Origin of the sequence: Sphingomonas sp., assembly GCF_041661825.1 — a bacterium.
Lineage (GTDB): Bacteria > Pseudomonadota > Alphaproteobacteria > Sphingomonadales > Sphingomonadaceae > Sphingomonas.
Genome location: NZ_JBAZTU010000002.1, coordinates 317,570 through 340,723, shown reverse-complemented (window position 1 = coordinate 340,723; position 23,154 = coordinate 317,570). Strand labels below are relative to the sequence as shown.

The following is a 23,154-nucleotide window of genomic DNA, read 5'->3' as shown; positions in this document are numbered from 1 at the left end:
CACGTTGACGACCGACCGGCGGGGCGCAGGCCCCGCCGGTCCTCTCGCCTTCCGCGCCCAGGCGCCGATACCGATCGGGATTCTCATGATCAGATACCCTTTGCTGGGCACGGCGCTGGCCGCGTCCGCTCTTGCGGCCCTTCCGGCGCAGGCCGGGCCGCTTACCTTCGACGAGGCGCTTGCCCGCGCCCGCACCAATGCCCCGTCGCTCCAGGCCAGCGCGCGGGGGGCGGACGCCAGCCGGGCGGCACGGCTGGCCGCCGGGTCGCTTCCCGATCCCAAACTGTCGCTCGGCGTCGACAGTTTTCCGGTGTCGGGGCCACTGGCGTTCGCGCCGTCGCGCGACAACTTCACCTGGGCGCGCATCGGAGTGTCGCAGGACTTCCCCAACCTCGCCAAGCGCCACGCCCAGCAGGCGCGGGCCGATACCGATATCGTCGCCGCGGACGCGGAGACGCTGGCCGAGGCGCGCACCGTCGAGGTCGAGACCGCGGTCGCCTGGATCACGCTCGCCTTCGCGGAGCGCAGGCTGGCCGCGCTTGATGCGGTGCGGATGCGGCTCGACCGGCTCGTCGCGACGACGCCGGGCGCGGTCGCATCCGGCCGCGCGAGACCGGCCCAGGCACTGGCCGGGCAGCAGGCGCTGGCCATGCTCGCCGACCGTCGCGACGAGCTGGTATCGGCTGTCGCCCGCGCGCGTGCCGATCTTGTCCGGTGGACCGGCGACGCGGCGCCGGTCGTTGCCGGGGCGATGCCCGATTTTGCCGTCGATGGCGCGCGGCTTCGCGCAGCACTCGACGCTAACCCGGCGCTTGCGACCATCGCCGCGCGGGTTGGCCAGGCCGAGGCGGACGTCCGGCTTGCCCAGGCCGGGCGGCGGCCCGATTTCGGGGTTGATATCAGCTATCAGCGCCGTGACCCGCGCTTTGGCGACTATGTGTCGGCGGGCGTGACGATCGGCCTGCCGCTGTTCAAGCGGCACCGGCAGGAACCGCTGATCGCGGCGCGACAGGCGGATGCCGACCGGGTGCGGGCCGAGCGCGAGGCGGCGCGCCGCGCGCTCGCCGCCGGTCTCGACACCGCGATCGCCGACCATGTGATGCACCATGCGCAGTGGATGCGCGCGCAGGAGACACTCGAACCGCTGGCGCGCGAGCGTGTCGCCCTCGAAACGGCGAGCTATGGCGCGGGCCGCGCGAGCCTCGTCGATGTGGTCGAGGCGCATATCGCCTTGGCCGACGCCCTGCTGGCGACGCTCGACCGCGAGGCGCTGGTCGCCATCGACGGCGCGCGTCTCACCCTGACCTATCGGAGCGAAACACGATGACCCCGCGCGATCTCATCCCGACCAACCCGGCCGGCCGGGCCGTGGCGCTCGCCATCGTCGCAAGCGGCGCGATCGGTTTTGCCGCCGCCCGCCTGACCGCGCCCCAGGGCTCGCCCGCGATGGCGGATGCATCGGGCAAGGGCAAGGTGCTGTATTATTACGACCCGATGGTGCCCGCGCAGCATTTCGACAAGCCGGGCAAGTCGCCCTTCATGGATATGGAGCTGGTCGCGCGCTACGCCGAAGGCGTTGGGGGCGCCGGGGGACCGGGACAGGAGCCGCCGGGCGTCCGTGTCGATCCGGCGGCGGTGCAGAGCCTGGGCATCCGTCTCGCCACCGTCGAGCGCGGCACGCTCGCGTCCGATCTCACCGTCACCGGCAGCCTTGATTTCAACCAGCGCGATGTCGCGATCGTCCAGGCGCGGGCAGGTGGGTTCGTGCAGCGCGTCTATGCGCGCGCGCCGGGCGACGTGATCGCGGCGGGCGCCCCGCTTGCCGATATGCTCGTGCCGGAATGGGGTGGAGCGCAGGCCGAATATCAGGCGGTGCGCCGCACCGGCGACGCCGCGCTGATCGCGGCCGCACGCGACCGCCTCCGCCTGCTCGGCGCGGGCGGTGCCGGCGGGCGGGGAATGACGACGATCCGCAGTCCGATAGGCGGGGTGATCCAGACGCTTGAGGTACGCGCGGGCATGACGCTCGCCAGCGGCCAGACGCTGGCGCAGATATCAGGGCTCGGGACCATCTGGCTCAATGCCGCTGTGCCCGAGGCCCAGGCCGGGCTGCTGCGGGTCGGGCGACCGGTGCGCGCCGAGCTGACCGCGTTCCCGGGCGAAAGCGTCGCCGGCCGGGTGGTCGCGATCCTCCCGACGGCGCAGATCGACAGCCGCACCCTGACCGTGCGGATCGAGCTTCCCAATCCGGGCCGCCGCCTGCGGCCGGGCATGTTCGCGACCGTTCATCTCGGCGGGGAAGGCGGATCGGGCCTGCTCGTCCCGAGCGAGGCGGTGATCCGCACGGGCAAGCGGGTGCTCGTCATGGTTGCCGGCGCCGGGGGCCGCTACCGGCCGGTGGAAGTGCGGATTGGCCGGGAAGGGGGCGGCAGGACGGAGATCCTCGCCGGTCTCGTCCAGGGCGACAAGGTGGTCGCCTCGGGCCAGTTCCTGCTCGATTCCGAGGCCAACCTGAGCGGGATCGACGCCAGGCCACTTGGCGGCGTCCCGATGACGCCTGCGGGCGTGCGGCGATGATCGCGGCGGTCATTCGCGGGGCCGTGCGGATGCGCGTCCTGGTGCTGCTCGCCGCGCTGGTGCTGGTGGCGGCCGGGCTGGTCGCGGTGCGCTCCACGCCGATCGATGCGCTGCCCGATTTGTCCGACGTGCAGGTCATCATCCGCACCAGCTATCCCGGCCAGGCGCCGCAGCTGGTCGAGAACCAGATCACCTATCCGCTGGCGACGACGATGCTGTCGGTACCGGGTGCGCGGGTGGTGCGGGGCTACTCCTTCACGGGCGACAGCTATGTGTATGTGCTGTTCGAGGATGGTACCGACCTTTATTGGGCGCGCAGTCGCGTGCTCGAATATCTTTCCCAGGTGCAGGGACGCCTGCCGGCGGGCGCGACCGCCTCGCTCGGACCCGATGCGACCGGGGTCGGCTGGGTCTATGAATATGCCCTGGTCGACAAGACGGGCCGGCATGACCTGTCGCAGCTGCGATCGATCCAGGACTGGTTCCTGCGCTACGAGCTGAAAAGCGTCCCCGGGGTCGCCGAGGTCGCGGCGATCGGCGGCATGGTCCGTGAATATCAGGTCGTGCTCGATCCGGCCAAACTGGTGTCCTACGGCGTCACCCAGGCGATGGTGAGCGATGCCCTGAAGCGCGCCAACCAGGAGACGGGCGGATCGGTCGTCGAGCTTGGCGAGGCGGAATATACCGTTCGCGCCAGCGGCTATCTGAAGACGCTCGACGATTTCCGGGGCGTGCCGCTGAAGACCGCGGCCGGCGGCGTGCCGGTCACGCTCGGCGAGGTCGCCACGGTCCAGATCGGGCCCGAAATGCGGCGCGGCGTCGCCGAGCTGAACGGCCAGGGCGAGGTCGCGGGCGGCGTCGTCATCCTGCGCTCGGGCAAGAATGCGAGGCTGACGATCGGCGCGGTCAAGGCGAAGCTGGAGGAGTTGAAACGCAGCCTGCCGACCGGCGTCGAGCTGGTGACGACCTATGATCGCTCCGCGCTGATCGACGCCGCGGTCGATAATCTCCAGGGCAAGTTGCTCGAGGAGTTCCTGGTCGTTGCGATCGTCTGCGCGCTGTTCCTGTGGCATGCGCGCTCGGCGCTGGTCGCGATCCTGACGCTGCCGATCGGGGTGCTCATCGCGTTCCTCGTGATGCGCCTCCAGGGGGTGAACGCCAATATCATGTCGCTGGGCGGGATCGCCATCGCGATCGGCGCGATGGTCGATGCAGCCGTCGTGATGATCGAGAACGCCCACAAGCATCTCGAACGCTGGGCGCACGACCATCCCGGCGAAACCCTGGCGGGCGAGGAGCGCTGGCGGGTGATCACGACGGCGGCGAGCGAGGTCGGGCCGGCGCTGTTTCTCAGCCTGCTCATCATCACCTTCTCGTTCATCCCCGTGTTCAGCCTCCAGGGGCAGGAAGGCCGGCTGTTCGCGCCGCTCGCCTTCACCAAGACCTATGCCATGGCGGGCGCGGCTTTGCTGTCGGTGACCCTGGTGCCGGTATTGATGGGCTGGCTGATCCGCGGCCGCATCCCGGCCGAGCGCAGCAATCCGATCAACCGCTGGCTGACCGCGATCTATCGCCCGGCGCTTGACTGGGTGATGCTTCGGCCCAGGGCCACGCTCGTCCTTGCCGCCCTCGTCTTCGCCACCACGGCCTGGCCGGTCAGCCAGCTCGGCGGCGAGTTCATGCCCCAGATGAACGAGGGCGACCTCCTCTATATGCCCTCGGCCTTGCCGGGCATCTCGACCGCCCAGGCGTCGCGCCTGCTCCAGCAGACCGACCGGCTGATCAAGACGGTGCCGGAGGTCGAGTCGGTGTTCGGCAAGGCCGGCCGGGCCGAGACCGCGACCGACCCGGCGCCGATCGAGATGTTCGAGACGACGATCCGGTTCAAGCCGCGCGATCAGTGGCGCGCCGGTATGACGCCCGAAAAGCTGGTCGAGGAACTCGACCGGACGGTGAAACTGCCTGGCCTCGCCAATCTCTGGGTGCCGCCGATCCGCAACCGGATCGACATGCTCGCAACCGGCATCAAGAGCCCGATCGGGGTCAAGGTATCGGGGTCGGACCTCACCGAGATCGACCGCGTCGCGCGCGACGTCGAGCGTGTGGCGAAGAGCGTGCCCGGCGTTAGCTCGGCGCTCGCCGAGCGGCTGACCGGCGGGCGCTATATCGATGTGAGGATCGATCGCGCGGCGGCCGCGCGCTACGGGCTCAATATCGCCGATGTGCAAAGCATGGTGTCGGGCGCGATCGGCGGCGAGACGGTCGGCCAGACCGTTGACGGCCTGGCGCGCTACCCGATCAGCCTGCGCTATCCGCGCGAACTGCGCGACAGCGTCGATGCGTTGCGCAACCTGCCGGTGCTGACGCCGTCGCTCCAGCAGGTCACGCTCGGCACCGTGGCGGACATCCGCGTGACCGAGGGGCCGCCGATGCTCCGCAGCGAGAATGGCCGGCCGACCACCTGGGTCTATATCGACACGCGCGGACGGGCGCTGGCGTCGGTGGTCGGCGACATCCAGAAGGCGGTTGCCCAGGGCGTGAAGCTCTCGCCCGGTATCAGCATCGCCTATACCGGCCAGTTCGAATATCTGGAGCGTGCGGCCGAACGGCTGAAGCTGGTGATCCCGGCGACGCTGCTGATCATCTTCCTGCTGCTTTATGCGACGTTCCGCCGGCTCGACGAGGCGGTGCTGATCATGGCGACATTGCCGTTCGCGCTGACCGGTGGGGTCTGGACGCTCTATCTGCTCGGCTACAACCAGTCGGTCGCGACCGGGGTCGGGTTCATCGCGCTCGCCGGCGTGTCGGCCGAGTTCGGGGTCGTGATGCTGATCTATCTGAAACAGGCACTCGCGGCGCGCGGACCGGAGCCTTCCGCCGCCCAGACCGAGGAAGCGATCCACGAAGGCGCGTTGCTCCGCGTGCGGCCCAAGGCAATGACGGTGGCCGTGATCCTTGCCGGCCTGTTCCCGATCCTGATCGGGCACGGCGTCGGCGCCGAGGTGATGAGCCGTATAGCGGCACCGATGATCGGCGGCATGCTCACAGCACCTTTGCTGTCGATGCTGGTCGTGCCCGCCGCCTATTTGCTGCTGCGGCGGCGATCGCTGATCGATCCGGCCGGCTGATCAGGAATCGGGTTCGAACGACCCGAGAAAGGCCGCGGCCGATGACACCAGGCGCGCCGGGCATTGAGCCTCGCGCAGCAGCTCGAGCGTCGCCTGTCGGTTGGTCACGATCTCCCAATGGCCGATACCGGAGAGTGCATCGGAGGACGCGCGCGCCCGGCCCAGGCTGTCCGCCAGGATGGCAGGGTCGGGCGCATGGACCGCCATGCCATCGCCGGCAAAGGCGGCGTCCGAGATGCCGAGCTGGGCGCACGCCGCCTCCAGTGCGGCCGAGTCGTCGATCCGTGCCTGACGGTGTGCCGCCACGATCTCCTGCGTGGCCCGGTCGGCGATGACGCCGTCCTCCAGCAGGACAGGGGCTTTGGTGGCCCATGCCTCGTCAGGGCATTTTCGGGACGCCGGCGCCATCGGTGTGAATGGACGGCTTTCGAGCGGATAGATCCGACAGATTCGGGGTCTGTTCGCATAATTGCCGCAGCGCATGTCTGCCTGGAGATGCGGGCACGCCCCCTGATGGTAGGCCACCAGCATCACATGGATACGAAAGGGCATGCCGCCGATCTCGACGGCGAAGGAGGTGTCACGCCGGCTGGCAAGTTCGCGCTCGTCCGGCAATGGGTCGCGCGGCCAGGGGATCGCCTCGCACAGAACCTGGACCTGATGGCCGTTGCCGGCCCAGACGATCGCCTCGTCAAGGCTGAGCGTGAGCCGCAGATCGTGGCAGCATCGCCCGCATTGCGTGCAGTCGAAGCATATCCTCGTCGTGCTGCTCATGACGGGGAATCTCCAGACGGTGGCCACCATCTGGATGTTCGTCGCGACCCGGCATCTGGTTACAGAGGTGCGCGCACTTTGCCGTCAGGCCGCGCTGAAACGCAGGGCGGCACCGTTCATGCAGTAGCGCAGCCCCGTGGGCCTGGGGCCATCGTTGAAGACGTGCCCGAGATGCCCCGCGCATCGGGCACAATGAACTTCGGTTCGTGTCATCCCGAAATCGGTGTCGTTCCGTTCGGCTACCGCATGAGCGAGATGGTCATAGAAGCTCGGCCAGCCGGTGCCGCTGTCGAACTTGGTGGCAGACGCAAACAGCGGGAGGTCGCATCCGGCACAGGCGAAGACGCCTTTTCGGTGCTCGCCGTTGAGCGGGCTCGAATAGGGGCGTTCGGTCGCGGCCGTTCTGAGCACGGCATAGCCTTCCGGTGACAGGCGCTGCCGCCACTGGGCATCGCTGAGCTGGAAGGCCGCCGGCTTCGCGGCTGCCGTCGATCTGCCTGTTGGCAGAACAATGGCGGCAAAGGCGACGGCCGCACCGCCACTGAGGCATGTGAGGAGGTCGCGACGGTTCGGGGCGAGGATATCGGTCATGTAGGGCAATTCGCGCGCGGCGCCGATCCGGTTACAATTGTTGCCGGCAGTAACCGAAGCGCGCTGCGCAACGAATGAATGAAGGAATTTCCCGCAGGAGTGCTTGCCATGTTTGGTCCGAAATCGATCGCCGCCTTGTTGCTTGCCGGTGGCGCGCTGGTCGCCTTCAGCAATCCCGGCGTCGCTGCCGGGGCGGTCAAGCAGGTGCCGGCGTCTGCCTTAAAGGCTCCGGTCGCCGGCACGCGCGAGACCGCGATCTTCGCCGGAGGCTGCTTCTGGGGGGTGCAGGGTGTCTTCGCTCATGTGAAGGGCGTCGTGTCCACGACGGCCGGCTATGCCGGCGGCAGCGCCGCGACGGCGCACTACGAGACGGTGTCGACCGGAACGACCGGGCATGCCGAGGCGGTGAAGGTGGTGTTCGATCCGCGCCAGGTGAATTATGCCGACCTGCTGAGGATATATTTCTCGGTGGTGACCGATCCGACCGAGCTGAACCGGCAGGGCCCCGATGAGGGGACGCAATATCGCTCGGCCCTGTTCCCGCAGACGCCGGGTCAGGTGCGGATCGCACGCGCCTATCTCGCCCAATTGTCGCGCGCGCACGTCTTTGCGGGGCCGATCGTGACCAGAGTCGAACGCGCGCCGGGTTTTTACCAGGCCGAGACTTATCATCAGGCGTTCATGGCGCGGAACCCGAACTACCCGTATATCGTGATCAACGATCGGCCGAAGGTCGAGGCGCTGCGGCGCCTGTTCCCGGGCAGCTGGAAGGCCTGACCCCCGCGTTTGCGTCGGCGGTTCGCCCAATCGGCGGCGAACCTCTTCGGCGTGGGGGAATCAAGGGCAGCAGGCACAGCCGGAGCAGCAGCCAGCAGGCATATCTGACATCGGCGCCGGTGAAGAACCGTAGGTTCAACAGGCCGTGCGCCATGCGGTGCCGGAGCGCTGGGCCATCGCCGTGATCGAATAGATCGTTGGCGTTAAATGCGTACGACCAGTTGCAAGCGGGCCGACTATTCCTCTTCGGGCACCGAATGGATTTCGTGCCAGAGCCCGTTGAGGATCGCGAAGACGACGGCGAGGCCGAGGCCGAGGATCCAGGCAAAATACCACATGACGGCGCGCTCCTCAGTAAAAGTCGGGATTGGTGCGGACAGCTTCGGCCGTCACCCGGCCGAACATGACGCGGTAGGCCCATGCCGTGTACAACAGCACGATCGGGAGGAAGACGACCGTTACCAGCAGCATGATCCACAGGGTCATGTGGCTGGACGATGCGTTCCAGACTGTCAGGCTTGACCGGGCATCGATTGAACTCGGCAGGATATAGGGAAACATCGAGGCGCCGACGCTGGCGATGATTCCGATCGTCGCGAGGCTCGAACCCGTGAACGCCATGGCTGGCGCGCGGCGCAGGTGCCCGAGCCAGGCAAGCGCCGCGCCGACAAATCCGGCAACAGGTGCTGCGATCATCCATGGATGCAGGGCGTAATTGTCGAGCCAGGCACCGGCGGCATGGACGGTGCCGCTGTCCAGCGGATTGGATGGTCCGCGCGGATCGATGCCGGCGCCCATCCGGTAGCCGAGATCGGTAAAGGCGATCATCGCGAACCCGATGGCATAGAGCAGGATCGCCGTGACCGCCGCGATCTTGCCGAACCGGCGAGCCCGGTCAGCCACGGCGCCGGCTTCCACCTTCATCATCAGCCAGCCCGTCCCATGGAGCACGATCATCGCGACCGAGAGCAGTCCGGCGACGAGCGTGAAGGGTGTGAACAGGCCGAGCAGGCCGCCCGCATAGTGAAGACGCAAATCGTCGTCGAAGCGGAAGGGGGCCCCGCTCAGCACGTTGCCGACCGCGACCCCGAACACGAGCGTAGGCACGAAGCCCCCGACGAACAGCGCCCAGTCCCAGCGCGAGCGCCATGCCGCGTCCTCGTGCTTGGAGCGGTATTTGAAGCCGACCGGGCGCAGGATCAGCGAGGCGAGAACCAGGAACATCGCCAGGTAGAAGCCGGAAAAGCTGACCGCATAGACGAACGGCCAGGCGGCGAAGATCGCCCCGCCACCGAGGATGAACCAGACCTGGTTGCCCTCCCAGGTCGGGCCGACCGTATTGATGACCATACGGCGTTCTGCATCGCTTCGGGCGACGAACGGCAGCAGCGTCGCGACACCGAGATCGAAACCGTCGGTCAGCGCGAACCCGATCAGCAGCACGCCCATCAGCGCCCACCAGATCACGCGGAGCACTTCATAATCGAGGGGAATGGTCATCTGAAGAACTCCTTATTCCGCCGCGATCGGCACATAGCCACCGGGATAGGGGGATGCGGTGTCACCCGCGGGCTCGGCGACCGGTTCCGGCCCTTGGCCGATCGCGTGCAGCATCAGCCTGACCTCGATCACCGCGAGCGTGCCGTACAGCAGGGTGAAGCCAGCGATCGTCGCCCAGAGTTGCGCGACGCTCAGATCGGACGTGCCGAGGAAGGTCGGGAGCACGCCGTCGATCGCCCACGGCTGACGGCCGATCTCGGCGAGCACCCAGCCGAACTCGGCGGCCAGCCAGGGGAGGGGGATGACCCAGAGCGCCATGCGCTGGAACCAGCGCCGGTCGAACTGCCGTTTGGTCGCGAACCAGAAGGCCAGGCCGAAAAAGGCGATGAACCCGAAACCCAGGCCCGCCATGACGCGGAACACCCAGAACATCGCCGGCACGTTCGGCACCGTGGACCAGGCCGCCTTGTCGATCGTCGCCGCGTCGGCACTGCGCGGGTCGGCGACGTACCGCTTGAGCAGCAGGGCATAGCCGAGATCGCCCTTGGCGTCCTCGAACTGGGCCCGTGCGGCAACGTCTCCACGGTCCTTCTTGAGCCGCTCGACGGCATCATAGGCAAGGATGCCATGCCCGATACGGGCGCGGGCCTGGGCGACGAGTTCGGTGATGCCGGTCACTTCGCCGGTCAGGCTGCGCGTCGAGATCAGCCCCAGGACATAAGGAATCTTGATCTCATAGGCGGTCTCATGCCGGCTGTTGCTGGGCAGCCCGAACACATCGATTCCGGCAGGCGCGGGTTCGGTGTGCCACATTGCCTCGATCGCGGCGAGCTTCATGCGCTGGTTGTCGGTCAGCGCGTAGCCGCTCTCGTCGCCCAGCACGACGACCGAGAGGGACGAGGCGAGGCCGAACGCTGCCGCCACCGTGAAGGAGCGTCGCGCAAGCGGCAGCCATTTGCCCTTGAGCATGAAATAGCAGGACACGCCGAGCACGAAGACCGACGCGGTCACATAGCCCGCGCTGACGGTATGAACGAACTTCGCCTGCGCCACCGGATTGAAGATGACCGCAGCGAAGTCGGTGATCTCCATGCGCATCGTGGCGGGGTTGAAGGCGGAGCCGGTCGGATGCTGCATCCAGCCGTTGGCGACGAGGATCCAGAGCGCCGACAGGTTCGACCCCAGGGCGACCATGAAGGTCGTGAACAGATGCGCCTGCTTGGAGAGCTTGTCCCAGCCGAAGAACATCACCCCGACGAAGGTCGCCTCGAGGAAGAAGGCCATGAGGCCCTCGATCGCGAGCGGCGCCCCGAAAATGTCGCCGACATAATGCGAATAATAGGCCCAGTTGGTGCCGAACTCGAACTCCATGGTCAGGCCGGTCGCGACGCCGAGCACGAAGTTGATCGCGAAAAGCTTCGCCCAGAAGCGGGTGACCTGCCGCCAGATGGGGCGGTTGGTCATCACATAGAGGCTCTCCATGATGACGAGCATGAAGGACAGGCCAAGCGTCAGCGGCACGAACAGGAAATGGTAGAGCGCGGTCAGCGCGAACTGGAGCCGGGAAAGCTCGACTACGGCCATGTCCATCGCTGGCGTCCTTCTCTAGACTCGGTCCGGCAGCGCCGGGGCACAGGTTTCAATTACTGTATGAACGAAAGTGTGTAAATAGACCGCGCATGGACCATATTTCCCCCAAGCCAGGCATCGGTTCCGGGCCTCTCTCATGGTGGATTCTCGACGCATTGTTGGCGGCGCTGTTTTCCTTCGCGCTTGCGGCTACACTCCATTTCCTGCTCGCCGGCACTTCGTATTTATCCCTAGTCTGGGCCGGTGTGATGGCTGCCGCGGCAGGCGCCCGCGCCTGGGTCCAGGCGCGGGTCGAGGACAGCGGGATTGCCGCTGCCGGCCGGGCCAAGGCTGTCGTGCGCGGGCGTCTCTTTCCGGCGCTGCTTCGCGCGCGGCGCGCACCGGGTCGCCTGCTCGGCGAAGATGTCGCGGCAGCGGTCGACCAGGTCGGGGCGCTGACCGCCTATTTCGGGCGGTTCGAACCGCTGCGTCGAGCAGCGATCGTCTCGCCTCTGCTCATCGCGGCCATGGTGGCGTTCGCCAGCCCGGTCTCCGCGGCGATCCTGATCGCCACGCTGCTGCCCTTCGGCCTCGGCATGGCGCTTGCGGGCGGCGCTGCCCGCCGCGCCGCGGACGCCCAGGTCTCGGCTTTGGGCCGGTTGTCGGGTCTGTTCGTCGATCGCGTGCGCTCTCTGCCGATCATTCTCGCCTTCGCTGGCGAGGACCGCGTCGCACGCCAGGTCGATGCTGCCGTCCAGGAGGTTGCCGACCGCACCTATGGCGTTCTGCGGATCGCTTTCCTGTCGTCGGGCACACTTGAATTCTTCTCGGCGCTCTCGGTCGCGCTCGTGGCGGTCTATTGCGGCTTCCAGCTGCTCGGGCTGCTGCCGTTCGCGGTGCCCGAACATCTCGACCTGCCCCGCGCCTTCTTCGCGCTTGCGCTCGCGCCCGAATTCTATCTCCCGCTGCGCCGGCTTGCCGCTGCCTATCACGACAAGCAGCTCGGCGAGGCGGCCCTGGCCGCGATCGAGGCGCGTTGCGCCAGTCTGCCGGCCGAGCCCGTCATCGCCATTGTCGATCCGCAGGACGCGCACGGCCTCGCGATCGAGCAGGCGGTCATTGGCTATGAGGACGGTACGACCATCGGCCCGTTCAGCCTGACGGTCGATCGCGGCGAGATGGTAGCGCTGACGGGCCCGACCGGAAGCGGCAAGTCATCGCTGCTCGGCATGATCGTCGGCCTTGCGCCGCTTTCGAGCGGCCGGCTGCGCCTCGGCGGAACGGACATGCGGCCCGGCGCATTCAATCAGGTGATCGCCTGGGCCGGCCAGCACGTCATGCTGCTGCCGGGCACGATCGCCGACAATATCGCGATGGCGTGGCCGGATGCGCCCCTGGACAGGATCAGCGGCGCCGCCCTGCGCGCAGGTCTGGCGGGCCTGCTCGGCTCGCGCCCCGAGGGGCTGGATACCGTCATCGATGCGCGCGGCTCGGGCCTTTCCGGTGGGGAAAGGCGCAGGATCGGGATTGCCCGGGCATTGCTGGTGGACCGACCGGTGCTCGTGCTTGACGAGCCCACCGCCGACCTGGATCGCGAAACCGCCGACGCGCTGATCGCCATGCTAAAGGCGGTCGCGGTCGAACGGGCCGTGATCGTCGCGACCCATGACATGTCGCTAATCGTGGCAGCCAATCGCGAGGTCGCGATCCGATGATGCCCGGCGTGACTGAAACGCTCGCTGCCTCCGGCAGGCCTTGGCGCGGCACGCGCCGCCTGGCCGTCGCCTCAGGTGTCGCGGTCGCGGTGACGACGATCGGCCTCCTCGCTTTGTCTGGCTGGTTCATCACCGCCGCGGCGATCGCCGGCGCCGCGGGACCGATCGCAGCGCGCACCTTCAACTATCTCATCCCGAGCGCGATGATCCGGCTGCTTGCCATTGTGCGGACGACGGCGCGCTATTTCGAGCGGCTCCTCAGCCACCGCGCGTCGCTTTCCACGCTCGCCAGCTTTCGCAGCCTGTTGTTTCGCAAGGCGGCCATGGCCGAGGCTCAAGGCAGCCTGAGACTCTCCGGCGGCGACGCCGCGACGCTGCTCGTCCAGGATATCGACCAGCTCGAGGACCACCTGGTCCGGACGCCGGCCCAGGCGGGCGCGGTCGCGGGCGCGGGTTTGACCGTCACGCTCGCCGCCCTGGCGGGACCATGGCCGCCTTTCCTGGTTGCGACGGCGCTCGCGCTCGCGGGCATCGCCACCCGGTCTCTGGCGCGGCACTGGTTGCCGCTGCGTGCCCGGGATGTTGCCACAACGGTGCACGAGCTCAAAGTGGCGGTCACGGACTATACCGCCTCGGCGGCGGAGATCGCGGTCTATGGTCTGGCTGGTCGCGTGTCCGGCCTGCTCGAGTCGCTCGCCCGCCGTCACGACGAAGCACTGCGGCGCCAGGCCCGTACCGAGGCGCTGATCGGCGCCATCCTTCCCGCCGCTGCGGGCATCGGCGCCGCGCTCGCGATCGCGAGCGCGAACAACGGCCCCGCGCTCGCTGCCATGGCGGCGCTGGCGGCGGCCGCGTCGGGCGAAGCATTGCTCGGCTTTGCCCGCGGACAGATCCGGGCGCCGTCGGTCGACGCTGCCGGCCGGCGCCTCGCCGAGCTTGCCGCGATCGACCTGGTCGACCGGCCGTCGGTGCGCTTCGCTGAGGCCGACATCGGCATCGCCCTTGGCGGCGTGGTCGAGCGTCTCTCGCGTGGCGAGCGGGTCGCAATCCTCGGTGCGTCCGGGACGGGCAAGACCCGCCTGCTCCAGACATTGGCCGGCCTGCGCGCCGATGCGCCGCAACGGCCGACGATAGGTGGCGTGCCGGCAGCCGATCTCGGGCTTTTCCGGCTCCGCCAGATCTTCTCTCTAGTGCCTCAGGAGGCGACACTCATTGCCGGCACGGTTCTCGACAATCTGCGGCTCGCCCGGTCGGGTCTGGCGGAGGACGAAATCTGGTCAGCGCTCCACACCGCCTGTCTCGACGACGCGATACGGGCGCTGCCGGACGGCCTCTCCCAATGGATCGGGGACGACGGCGCGCGTCTCTCGGGCGGGCAGCGCAAACGACTCGCGCTTGCGCGCGGCCTGCTGGCAGGCCGGCCATGGCTGCTACTCGACGAACCAAGCGAAGGGCTTGACGGCGCGACCGAGGCCGAGCTGGTCAGCCGGCTCGACGACTGGCTGGACCGGACACGACAGGGCCTGATCCTGGTGTCACACCGGCCGGCGATGCTCGAGCTCGTGCAGCGTGTCTTCACGTTGGTCTGATCGGAGCTGAGATCACTCGTAGCGCCGGAGAAGCTGTGCCGCCGGCTTGCTCCGCCCGCCGCTACCGACCGAGCCGGACTTTCCGGCCTCGCGCAGCCCGCCACCGCGGCGATGAAGCTGATCGCAAGACTCGCTTGGCCTATGCGACCGGCTCGTCATCGCCTTCCCCCCGGACAATGGACGCGAGCGGCGGCTTGCGACGCAGGCGCCGCACGAGGCGCTTTATCGGTACCAGAGAACCCCGAGGAAGCCGAGGACGACGGAGGCGAAGCCGCCAATGGCGACGCTGAGAACCCCGAGGCCCAGGCCGGGACCCAGATAGGCATTGGCTGCGGCCGGCGTTACAAGCAGCATCAGAACGGCGAGATGCGCCGGACCCAGCCTCATCGGGCGCACATCGACGGTCGAAAGTCAGAATACACACCCATCCGCGCCCCCTTGTCGGCAGCATCGTCGGCGCGCGGGCGCGCTATTTCAATCGCGTTGTTTTCGGCGGTCCGTCACCGCCAAGCAGAACGCCACCGACTGTCGTTCCGTAAGCCGATTGGCGCGCCATGGTGTCGACGCTGCCGCACGCCCTTCGCAGGTGCGGGGCCGGTCAGTCCATGCCGGCGATGGCGCGCAGTCGATAGCTGGCGACGATAAGCTGGCCCTCGGCGCTGATCCGCATGCTCTCGGCCTCGATCGCCTCGCGTTCCGCGTCGAGCAGGGCGAGCTGCGGCTTGGCGCCGACCTTCACCTCGAGCCTTGTACCGGCAAGGGCTGCTTCAGTCGCGGCGACACGGGCCCGGGCGGCCTCGAGCACGGCGCGGGCCGTGCGCACCGCCTCGAAGGCCTCGATCGCCAGCTCTTCCACCGCGAGCCGCACGCCGCGCGCGTCGGCCTCGCTGGCGGTCGCGTCGGCGCTTGCAGCACGAATGCTGGCGGCATTGCGGCCGCCTGAAAACAGCGTCCACCGGCCCCGAAGCCCAACCGTCGCGGAGTTGGCCTTGTAGCCTGGGAAGAACTGGTCGCGCACGGTGGCTGCTTCGGCGAAGGCGCCGATCATCGGCATTCGCTCGGCGCGCGCGGCATCGACGCGCCCCTGCGCCACATCAGTCGTCTTCTGCGCCTGCTGGAGCCTTGGATTGCCGGCGATCGCACGATCGACCGCATCATCGGCGGTGAGCGGCGTCACCGGCGGGTTCGGCAAGCCGGCGGGGGCTGCAACCGTCATACCGGTGAGCGCGGACAGCCTCGCATTCGCCGTCGCGACCTGACCCTGCGCCTGGGCGAGGCCAGCTGCGGCTTCGGCGCGACGCGCTTGCGCCTGGGCGATCTCGGTGCTGGTGCCTTCACCCGCCTTGAAGCGGAGCCCGGCCTGACGGACGAGCTCGTCGAGCGAGGCTTGCAAATGCTCGTAGCGCTGGACGAGCTGGTGCGCGGCAAGCGCGCTCGCATAGGCCTGGGTCACCTGAACCCGCAGGTCGAGGATCAGCGCGGCGGTTTCCAGCCGCGCGATATCGCGGCCGCCGCCGGCCTGGCGCTCGGCCGCCGCGACCCGGCCGCCGGTCCAGATCGGGAATTCGGCGACCGCCTGGGCGGAGCGCGGCGTCACGTTGTCGGCCGACAGCCCGAAATAGCCCTGCGGATCGAGCCTGCCGACGCCGACCTGGCCTTCGACCCGCAGTGACGGGCCGCGTTCGGCGCGGGCACCGTCAAGCCTCGCTTCGGCCCCGGATTCGCGCGCCTTCGCGGCGGCGAGCTGAGGCGAATGCGCCATGGCCGCGGCGATGACGTCGTCGAGGCTTTGGGCCGAAACAGGCACCGCCGCGAGCAGCGCCAGCGCGACGGCCGGAAACAGGAAGCGGGCAGTCATTGATGGCGATCAGCGAAACGCATTGCCGGGACGCACCCCGAACTGCTTGAACACCATCGCGGCCGGACAGAAGCCTGTGAGGCTCGCCTGCAGCAAATTGGCGCCGGCGAAGATCGACAGCGCGATCCACCACGGATTGACGGTCACCGACAGGATCGACCCGGCGAGGACAACGAGGCCGGCAAAGGCCAGCACGGCACGATCGAGATTCATGGCTATTCTCCTGTTGGAATGGCGGTTCAGAAGCGCAGTTTCTTCACGCCGAGGACGTGGAGGGCGAGCTTCTCGTAAAAGGGCTCGCTCTCGCCCTTGCGGATCTTGCGCAGGAAATATTTCTCGAAGCCGATCTTCGCGAGGTGCACCCATTTGCCCTCGGACGACCAGTTGACGTTGCGTGGCGGGATTTGCGGCTCGGCGACGAACGCAACGCCGCCATCGCCGAAATCGGCGAGGCAGATCGCGTTCCAGGTCGCCTCGTGCTTTGCCTCGCCACCCGTGTGGAGTTCGCGCAGGTTCTTGGCGACGGCGGTCACCATGCTTTCGATCATGAACCCGGTCTTGGGCACGCCGACTGGCAACGGCGTCGGGCCGACCGGCGGGATCGCGACGCAGACGCCGAGCGCGAAGATATTGGGGAAAGCCGGGTTGCGCTGGTGCTTGTCGATCAGGATGAAACCGCGCGGATTGGTCAGGCCCTCGATTCCGTGCACCGCCGGCACGCCCCGGAAGGCGGGAAGCAGCATCGAGAAGCCGAACGGCAGATCATGGGTGCGCTTGGGCTTGCCGTCCTCGTCGACCTCCTCGACGTGCATCATGCCAGGATCGACGCTCGTCACCTTTGCGTTGGTGATCCACTTGATGTGGCGGTTGCGCATCTCGCTTTCGAGCAGCCCCTTGGTATCGCCGACACCGTCGAGGCCGAGATGGCCGATATAGGGCTCGGGCGTGACGAAGGTGATCGGCACGCGATCGCGGATCTTGCGGCGCTTGAGCTCGGTGTCGAGCGTCATCGCGAACTCATAGGCGGGACCGTAGCACGACGCCCCCTGCACCGCGCCGACGACGATCGGCCTGGGGTCGGCGCAGAGCTCCTCGAACCTGGTGAAGGTGTGGGCGGCGTGGTCGGTCTGGCAGATGGAGAGCGTATTGGCGGCCGGGCCGAAGCCCGGAATCTCGTCAAAGGCGAGATCTGGGCCCGTCGCAATTACGAGATAGTCGTAAGTAAGTGACGTGCCATCATTGAGCTCGACTCGGTTTTCCTTCGGATGAACCCGCGCCGCACCGACTGCCGTAAAGCCGATGCCGTGCTTGGCCATTACCGGCGGAAGATGCACCCTGATCGCGTCGGGCTCGCGCCAGCCGACCGCAACCCACGGATTCGACGGCACAAACCAGTAATCCTCCGAGCTGGAGACGACTGTGACCTCGGCCTTTCCCTTGAGGGCGGCGCGAATCTCATAGGCGGCGATCGTTCCGCCCAGTCCGGCGCCCAATATGATGATCTGCGATTGCGCCATTTCGGCTCTCTCCAACTGATTGTGCTTGACGAATATTACACTTACACGATACACGCAATCATTAAATTGAAAGGCTCAGACAATGCTCGGTTTCGGAAAGCAAGCGGTCGCCAGGGAAATTGCGGTGGGCGACCTCAAGCGGTTGCTCGAGAATGACGCGGCCATCGTCGTCGATGTGCGCGAGCCCGACGAATTCGCCGCCGGCCACATTCCCGGCGCCGCAAATCTTCCCCTGTCGCGATTCGATCCTGCCTTCCTGCCCGAGACGAACGGTAAGCTGCTGGTCCTGAACTGTGCCGCTGGCCGACGCTCGGCTGCGGCCCTTGCACAATGTGCGAAGGCCGGGGCTCCGGTCGATACGCATATAACCGGAGGGTTTTCGGCGTGGCAGCATGCAAGGTTGCCCATCGCTTTCGGCCACTGAGGATTGACGATGGTCAGACACCGCACGCTAATCCTGCTCGCCTTGCCGGCAGCTCTCGCGCTGGGAGGATGCGGCAGCAAGGAGGCGGTTGACACGACGCGGGTCGTGGCGCCCGCGGGACCGCGCCTGGCCCTTCGCGCTGTCGAGACGACCGAGTGGAAGGAGGTGGGCGCGGAACTCACGACCACCGACCGGGCCGATGCGCGCGCCCGTATTCCGGGCGTGCTGGAGAGTCTCACCGTCCGCAAGGGCGACATGGTGCGCAAGGGCCAGGTGATCGGCCACATCGTCGACACGCGCCTGGCCTATGAAGGCAGCGCCTATGGCGCCCAGGCCGCCGCCGCTCAGGCGCAGGCCGTCCAGGCCCAGGCAGAGCTCGCACGTATTCGCTATCTCTATGACAATGGCGTCTATGCAAAGGCCAGGCTCGACCAGGCCCAGGCCGGCGCCGCGGCCGCCCGCGCGCAGGTCGCGGCCGCTCGTGCGCAGCAATCCGCTGTTGGTGCGGTTGCCGGGCAGGGGGCCGTCGTCGCGCCTGCCGATGGGCGCGTGCTGACCGCCGACATTCCCGCCGGCTCGGCGGTCACGCCGGGGATGTCGATTGCCGGAATCACGGCGGGGCCGCTTGTCCTGCGCCTCGACCTTCCCGAGTCCCTTGCAGGCAAAGTGCATGTCGGATCCCGCGTCCTTGCCGACGGCGTGGCCGGCGCCGTCACCAAGGTTTATCCATCGGTTCAGGCCGGACAGATCAGCGCCGATGTGGCGATGCCTGGCCTTGACGGCTCGCTGATCGGGCGGCGCGTCGCCGCCAGGATCGCGATCGGCACCCGCACGGCACTGATTGTCCCGAGGACATTCGTCACGACGCGCTATGGGATCGACTATGTGACGGTGATCGCGAAGGACGGTCAGCTATCCACCGTCCCCGTGCAGATTACCCCGACAGCCGAATCGGGCAAGGTCGAGATTCTCTCGGGCGTCGGTTCGGGCGATACGCTGGTGGCCAGGGCTTCGCCGCGATGACCCTCGGCATATCGGGGCGGCTGACCCGCGCCACGATCCGGTCTCCGTTGACGCCGCTGATGCTGCTGGCGGCGATCCTGATCGGCCTGATCGCCACGATGACGATCCCGCGCGAGGAAGAGCCGCAGATCAGCGTGCCGATGGTCGACATCCAGGTGGCGGCGCCCGGCCTCAGCGCGAGCGATGCGGTCGAGCTCGTCGCCAAGCCGCTCGAGACGATTGTCAAGAGCGTCGACGGCGTCGAACATGTCTATACCCAGGCCGAAGACAATGGCGTGATGGTCACGGCGCGGTTTCTCGTCGGGTCCAACCCCGAGGCCGCCGCCACGCGGATCAACGAGAAGATCGCGGCCAATATCGACCGGATTCCGGTCGGCATTCCGCCGCCCAAGGTGACGGTGCGCGGCATCAACGACGTGCCGATCGTGGTGCTGACCCTGACGCCAAAGGCCGGCGCCCCGGGACAATGGACTGATCAGTCGCTCTATGCGCTGGCCTCGCGCCTCCGCACCGAGGTGGCGAAGGTCGACAATGTCGGGTTGACCTCAGTGGTCGGCGGCCAGCAGGAGCGCATCAGGATTGCGCCGGATCCCGCCCGCCTCGCCTTGTACGGTGTGCCGCTCGGCGCGGTGATCGAGGCAGCAAGCCAGGCCAACCGGACGTTTCCCGCCGGCGGCGTACGCGAGCGCGGCGAGGCCGTTACCGTGATCGCCGGGCACACGCTGCAGGGTGCCGAGGATGTCGGGCTGCTGACCGTCCGTTCGGTGCGCGGCGAGAAAGTCTATCTGCGCGATGTCGCACGGGTCGAGCAGGGTCCGGGCGAGGATCAGGCGCGCTCGTGGCGCTGGGCGCGCGCCGAGGATGGCGGCTGGGCGATGGCGCCCGCCGTCAGCCTTGCCGTCGCGAAGCGCGCCGGCGCCAACGCCGTGACGGTATCAAGCTCGATCGTCGGTCGCGTTACGGTGCTCAAGGGGAGTCTCATACCCGACAGCGTTACCGTGACGGTCACGCGCAACTATGGCGAGAGCGCCAACGAGAAGGCGAACGAGCTGCTGTTCCACCTCGCGCTCGCGACCGTCTCAATCGTCATCCTGATCGGTTTCGCGATCGGCTGGCGCGAGGCCGGCGTGACCGCGATCGTCATTCCAACAACGATCCTGCTGACGATGTTCGCGTCCAACGTGATGGGCTTCACCATCAACCGGGTGAGCCTGTTCGCGCTGATCTTCTCGATTGGCATCCTGGTCGACGACGCGATCGTGATGATCGAGAACATCGCCCGCCATTGGGCGATGGCCGACGACCGAACCCCAGTGGACGCCGCGGTCGACGCCGTTGCAGAGGTCGGCAATCCGACGATCGTCGCGACGCTCACGGTGGTCGCGGCGCTCCTGCCCATGCTGTTCGTGTCGGGGCTGATGGGGCCCTATATGGCGCCGATCCCGATCAATGCCTCGGCGGCGATGGTCTTCTCCTTCTTCGTTGCAGTGATCATCGCGCCCTGGCTGATGGTCCGCTTCGCCCGGAAAACGCTTGGCGACGGACACCATGCCGACGCGCATGGCGGGAAGCTCGGCGCGCTCTATGGTCGAGTCGCGCGCCGTGTGATCGGCAGCCGCAAATCGGCGCGAACCTTCCTGATCGCGGTCGGCGTCGCCACGTTGGTCGCCTGCTCGATGTTCTATTTCAAGGCGGTGACGGTCAAGCTGCTGCCGTTCGACAACAAGTCCGAGGTGCAGCTCGTCGTCGACATGCCCGAGGGAACGAGCCTGGAAGGGACGGCGCGCGTGCTCGAGCAGGCCGCGGCGGTGACGCGCGGCGTGCCCGAGGTGACCGCAATGGAGGCCTATGTCGGCACCTCGGCGCCGTTCAACTTCAATGGCCTAGTCCGCCATTATTTCCTGCGCGCCAAGCCCGAAATGGGCGACCTGATGGTGACGCTGAAGGCCAAGGGCGATCGTTCGCGGTCGAGTCACGCCATCGCGGTCGCGTTGCGTGATCGGCTCAGATCCGTGGCACTGCCGGCGGGCGGGTCGATCAAGGTGGTCGAGACGCCGCCGGGGCCGCCCGTGCTCGCCACCCTGCTCGCCGAGATCTACGGTCCGGACGAAGCCGCACGCCGGGCGACCGCCGCCCAGGTCGAAAAGATCTTCCATAGCGTCCCGTATATCGTCGATGTCGACAACAGCTTCGGCCAGCTGCGGCCTGAATTGCGCCTGACGCCCGACCGCGCCAAGCTCGACTCCTATGGTCTGTCCGAGCGCCAGGTGTTCGACAGCATCCGCGCGCTGATGGGCTCACAGACCGTCGGCTATGCGCCGCGCGGTGACGGTCGCGATCCGCTGCCGATCGAGATCGCGCTCGATCAGTCGCAGCGCAGTTGGTCGACGGCGCTCGCCTCGACTCCGGTCGCGGCGACGCAAGGGTCATCGGGTCCGCAGTTGATCGAGCTGGGTCAGGTCGTCGACGCGCGTATGACCGAGGGAAGCCACGCGCTGTTCCGGCGCGACGGTCGGGCCGCCGACATGATCACCGCCGAAATGGCCGGGGCCTATGAGGCGCCGATCTACGGCTTGATGGCGGTCGATGACGCGATCGGGAAGTTCGACTGGAAGGCGCATGGGCTGGTCAAGCCGGAAATCCGGATGAACGGTCAGCCGACCGACGAGAGCAAGCCGTCGCTGCTGTGGGACGGCGAATGGGAAATCACCTGGGTGACGTTCCGCGACATGGGCGCCGCCTTCATGGTCGCGCTGCTCGCGATTTATGTCCTTGTCGTCGGCCAGTTCCGCAGCTTCACCCTGCCGCTCGTGATCCTGACGCCGATCCCACTTACGCTGGTCGGTATCGTCATCGGCCACATGATCTTCGCGGCACCCTTCACGGCGACCTCGATGATCGGTTTCATCGCGCTGGCCGGGATCATCGTGCGGAACTCGATCCTGCTGGTGGATTTCATCCGCCACGCGCGGAGTCCGGAAAAATCGCTGCGCGACACATTGCTGGAGGCGGGGATGATCCGGTTCAAGCCGATCGTGCTGACCGCGGCGGCGGCGATGATCGGCGCTGCCGTCATCCTGACCGACCCGATCTTCCAGGGGCTGGCGATCTCGCTCCTGTTCGGGCTTGCCTCCTCGACGATTTTGACGGTGCTTGTGATCCCGGCGATCTACATCGTCTTGCGCGATGATGGGCGCCCCGCCACGGTTACGGAATGATCAGCAGTGAAGCCATAAAGGCGCTTTATGACAATGCGGCCGAGGTCGCCGATCGGCTTCGCGTCATGGCCAACCGCGACCGGCTTCTCCTGCTGTGCCGCCTGGCGGCGGGCGAAGCCTCAGTCGGCGAGCTCGTCGCGGTGACTGGCCTTTCGCAGTCGAGCGTATCGCAACATCTGGCCGTGCTTCGCGAAGCGGGCGCGGTGCGGGTTCGCCCCGAACAGCAGACCCGCCATTACAGTCTCGCCGATCCCCGGATGCATCGGCTGATCGAGGCGCTGTGCAACGCGAGCCGTCCGATCGGGGAGCGATGATATGACCGAAGCTCATATCGTCTGTGCGAACTGCCGGGCGGTCAATCGCCTGCCCGAAGCGCGGCTGGCCGACGGACCGAAATGCGGACGCTGCGGCAAGCCGCTGCTGACCGGTGCCCCGGTCGCCGCCGATACGGCCCTGTTCGACCGGTTGGTCATGTCCGGCAGCCAGCCTGTCCTGGTCGATTTCTGGGCGAGCTGGTGTGGGCCGTGCAAGATAATGGCGCCGGCTTTCGCCGCAGCGGCAGCCGAACTCGAGCCACTGGTCAGGCTGGCGAAGGTCGATACCGAACAGGCGCCGGATCTGGCGGCGCGCTATGCGATCCGGTCGATACCGACGCTCATCCTCTTCGCAGGCGGCAAGGAGGTCGCGCGGCGATCAGGGGCGCTGGACCGCGCAACCATCATTGGCTGGACCCGGTCGATGCTCGGCCAACGACCACAATAGCCGTTCCGCCTCGCTCGGTGGGTGCCGCCGCACCCGGGGGGCGGGTGCGGCGGCGTCTCCGGCCGCAAAGGGAGGGCGACGGTCGGAGAATGGCGGGAACTCTGGCTTGCAGGTACTGAACATCCAGGCTGC

General features: G+C 67.5%; 20 protein-coding genes. 11 read left to right on the top strand and 9 right to left on the bottom strand.

Features of this window, described 5'->3' with window-relative positions:
• The first annotated feature begins 85 nt into the window (after window positions 1-85).
• Genes WC729_RS08690 through WC729_RS08680 form a run of 3 tightly spaced genes read left to right on the top strand, consistent with a single transcriptional unit; the run spans window position 86 to window position 5,705 of the window.
• Window positions 86-1,327: a TolC family protein gene (locus tag WC729_RS08690; protein WP_372851664.1), complete on the top strand. Its 1,242-nt coding sequence runs from the start codon at window positions 86-88 to the stop codon at window positions 1,325-1,327.
• Complete coding sequence (locus WC729_RS08685; protein ID WP_372851662.1) at window positions 1,324-2,577, top strand: efflux RND transporter periplasmic adaptor subunit; 1,254 nt, start codon at window positions 1,324-1,326, stop codon at window positions 2,575-2,577. Before WC729_RS08690 ends, WC729_RS08685 begins: the two co-directional genes overlap by 4 nt.
• Window positions 2,574-5,705, top strand: a complete 3,132-nt coding sequence (locus tag WC729_RS08680) for an efflux RND transporter permease subunit (protein WP_372851660.1) — start codon at window positions 2,574-2,576, stop codon at window positions 5,703-5,705. The genes WC729_RS08685 and WC729_RS08680 overlap by 4 nt, the downstream gene beginning before the upstream one ends.
• Here the strand turns inward: WC729_RS08680 and WC729_RS08675 are convergent, their stop codons facing one another.
• Window positions 5,706-6,479 carry a YkgJ family cysteine cluster protein gene (locus tag WC729_RS08675; protein WP_372851658.1) on the bottom strand — a complete coding sequence of 258 codons (774 nt, stop codon included), beginning with the start codon at window positions 6,477-6,479 and terminating at the stop codon, window positions 5,706-5,708.
• An 84-nt stretch (window positions 6,480-6,563) separates the two neighbouring features.
• The gene (gene msrB, locus WC729_RS08670; protein WP_372851656.1) at window positions 6,564-7,070 is read right to left on the bottom strand and encodes a peptide-methionine (R)-S-oxide reductase MsrB; all 507 of its coding nucleotides are present in this window, start codon (window positions 7,068-7,070) and stop codon (window positions 6,564-6,566) included.
• A 108-nt stretch (window positions 7,071-7,178) separates the two neighbouring features.
• On the opposite strand from msrB, the gene msrA reads away from it, so the two are divergent.
• Window positions 7,179-7,847, top strand: a complete 669-nt coding sequence (gene msrA, locus WC729_RS08665) for a peptide-methionine (S)-S-oxide reductase MsrA (RefSeq protein WP_372851654.1) — start codon at window positions 7,179-7,181, stop codon at window positions 7,845-7,847.
• Window positions 7,848-8,083: 236 nt separating this feature from the next.
• Here the strand turns inward: msrA and cydX are convergent, their stop codons facing one another.
• Genes cydX through WC729_RS08650 form a run of 3 tightly spaced genes read right to left on the bottom strand, consistent with a single transcriptional unit; the run spans window position 8,084 to window position 10,937 of the window.
• Window positions 8,084-8,185, bottom strand: coding sequence for a cytochrome bd-I oxidase subunit CydX (gene cydX / locus WC729_RS08660; RefSeq protein ID WP_372851652.1), 102 nt, complete (start codon window positions 8,183-8,185; stop codon window positions 8,084-8,086).
• 13 nt (window positions 8,186-8,198) lie between these two features.
• On the bottom strand, window positions 8,199-9,347 hold the full coding sequence (gene cydB / locus WC729_RS08655; protein WP_372851650.1) for a cytochrome d ubiquinol oxidase subunit II: 1,149 nt from the start codon (window positions 9,345-9,347) through the stop codon (window positions 8,199-8,201).
• A gap of 12 nt (window positions 9,348-9,359) precedes the next feature.
• Window positions 9,360-10,937, bottom strand: coding sequence for a cytochrome ubiquinol oxidase subunit I (locus tag WC729_RS08650; RefSeq protein ID WP_372851648.1), 1,578 nt, complete (start codon window positions 10,935-10,937; stop codon window positions 9,360-9,362).
• An 89-nt stretch (window positions 10,938-11,026) separates the two neighbouring features.
• On the opposite strand from WC729_RS08650, the gene WC729_RS08645 reads away from it, so the two are divergent.
• Together WC729_RS08645 and WC729_RS08640 are read left to right on the top strand one after the other, a co-directional pair.
• Window positions 11,027-12,631 (top strand): ABC transporter ATP-binding protein/permease, encoded by a 1,605-nt coding sequence (locus WC729_RS08645; RefSeq protein WP_372851646.1) that lies wholly within the window; start codon window positions 11,027-11,029, stop codon window positions 12,629-12,631.
• Window positions 12,632-12,639: 8 nt separating this feature from the next.
• Window positions 12,640-14,220, top strand: coding sequence for an amino acid ABC transporter ATP-binding/permease protein (locus tag WC729_RS08640; RefSeq protein WP_372851644.1), 1,581 nt, complete (start codon window positions 12,640-12,642; stop codon window positions 14,218-14,220).
• A gap of 222 nt (window positions 14,221-14,442) precedes the next feature.
• On the opposite strand, the gene WC729_RS08635 is transcribed toward WC729_RS08640, so the two are convergent.
• The 4 genes from WC729_RS08635 to WC729_RS08620 form a co-directional block, all read right to left on the bottom strand.
• Window positions 14,443-14,607 carry a hypothetical protein gene (locus WC729_RS08635; RefSeq protein ID WP_372851642.1) on the bottom strand — a complete coding sequence of 55 codons (165 nt, stop codon included), beginning with the start codon at window positions 14,605-14,607 and terminating at the stop codon, window positions 14,443-14,445.
• A gap of 211 nt (window positions 14,608-14,818) precedes the next feature.
• Window positions 14,819-16,078, bottom strand: a complete 1,260-nt coding sequence (locus WC729_RS08630) for a TolC family protein (RefSeq protein ID WP_372851640.1) — start codon at window positions 16,076-16,078, stop codon at window positions 14,819-14,821.
• 9 nt (window positions 16,079-16,087) lie between these two features.
• Entirely contained in the window at window positions 16,088-16,291 is a 204-nt protein-coding gene (locus tag WC729_RS08625; RefSeq protein WP_372851638.1) for a DUF2892 domain-containing protein, read from the bottom strand.
• Between the two features lie 26 nt (window positions 16,292-16,317).
• Window positions 16,318-17,595 carry an NAD(P)/FAD-dependent oxidoreductase gene (locus WC729_RS08620; protein ID WP_372851636.1) on the bottom strand — a complete coding sequence of 426 codons (1,278 nt, stop codon included), beginning with the start codon at window positions 17,593-17,595 and terminating at the stop codon, window positions 16,318-16,320.
• Window positions 17,596-17,677: 82 nt separating this feature from the next.
• Here WC729_RS08620 and WC729_RS08615 point away from each other — a divergent pair, with 82 nt between their 5' ends.
• The 5 genes from WC729_RS08615 to trxC are packed head-to-tail and all read left to right on the top strand — an operon-like array spanning window position 17,678 to window position 23,022.
• A complete protein-coding gene (locus WC729_RS08615; RefSeq protein WP_372851634.1) occupies window positions 17,678-18,019 on the top strand; it encodes a rhodanese-like domain-containing protein in 342 nt (113 codons plus the stop codon).
• Window positions 18,020-18,028: 9 nt separating this feature from the next.
• Window positions 18,029-19,042, top strand: a complete 1,014-nt coding sequence (locus WC729_RS08610; RefSeq protein WP_372851632.1) for an efflux RND transporter periplasmic adaptor subunit — start codon at window positions 18,029-18,031, stop codon at window positions 19,040-19,042.
• The gene (locus WC729_RS08605; RefSeq protein WP_372851630.1) at window positions 19,039-22,260 is read left to right on the top strand and encodes an efflux RND transporter permease subunit; all 3,222 of its coding nucleotides are present in this window, start codon (window positions 19,039-19,041) and stop codon (window positions 22,258-22,260) included. Before WC729_RS08610 ends, WC729_RS08605 begins: the two co-directional genes overlap by 4 nt.
• Window positions 22,257-22,574: an ArsR/SmtB family transcription factor gene (locus tag WC729_RS08600; protein ID WP_372851628.1), complete on the top strand. Its 318-nt coding sequence runs from the start codon at window positions 22,257-22,259 to the stop codon at window positions 22,572-22,574. Before WC729_RS08605 ends, WC729_RS08600 begins: the two co-directional genes overlap by 4 nt.
• A gap of 1 nt (window position 22,575) precedes the next feature.
• The gene (trxC, locus tag WC729_RS08595; RefSeq protein ID WP_372851626.1) at window positions 22,576-23,022 is read left to right on the top strand and encodes a thioredoxin TrxC; all 447 of its coding nucleotides are present in this window, start codon (window positions 22,576-22,578) and stop codon (window positions 23,020-23,022) included.
• The last annotated feature ends 132 nt before the right edge of the window (window positions 23,023-23,154 follow it).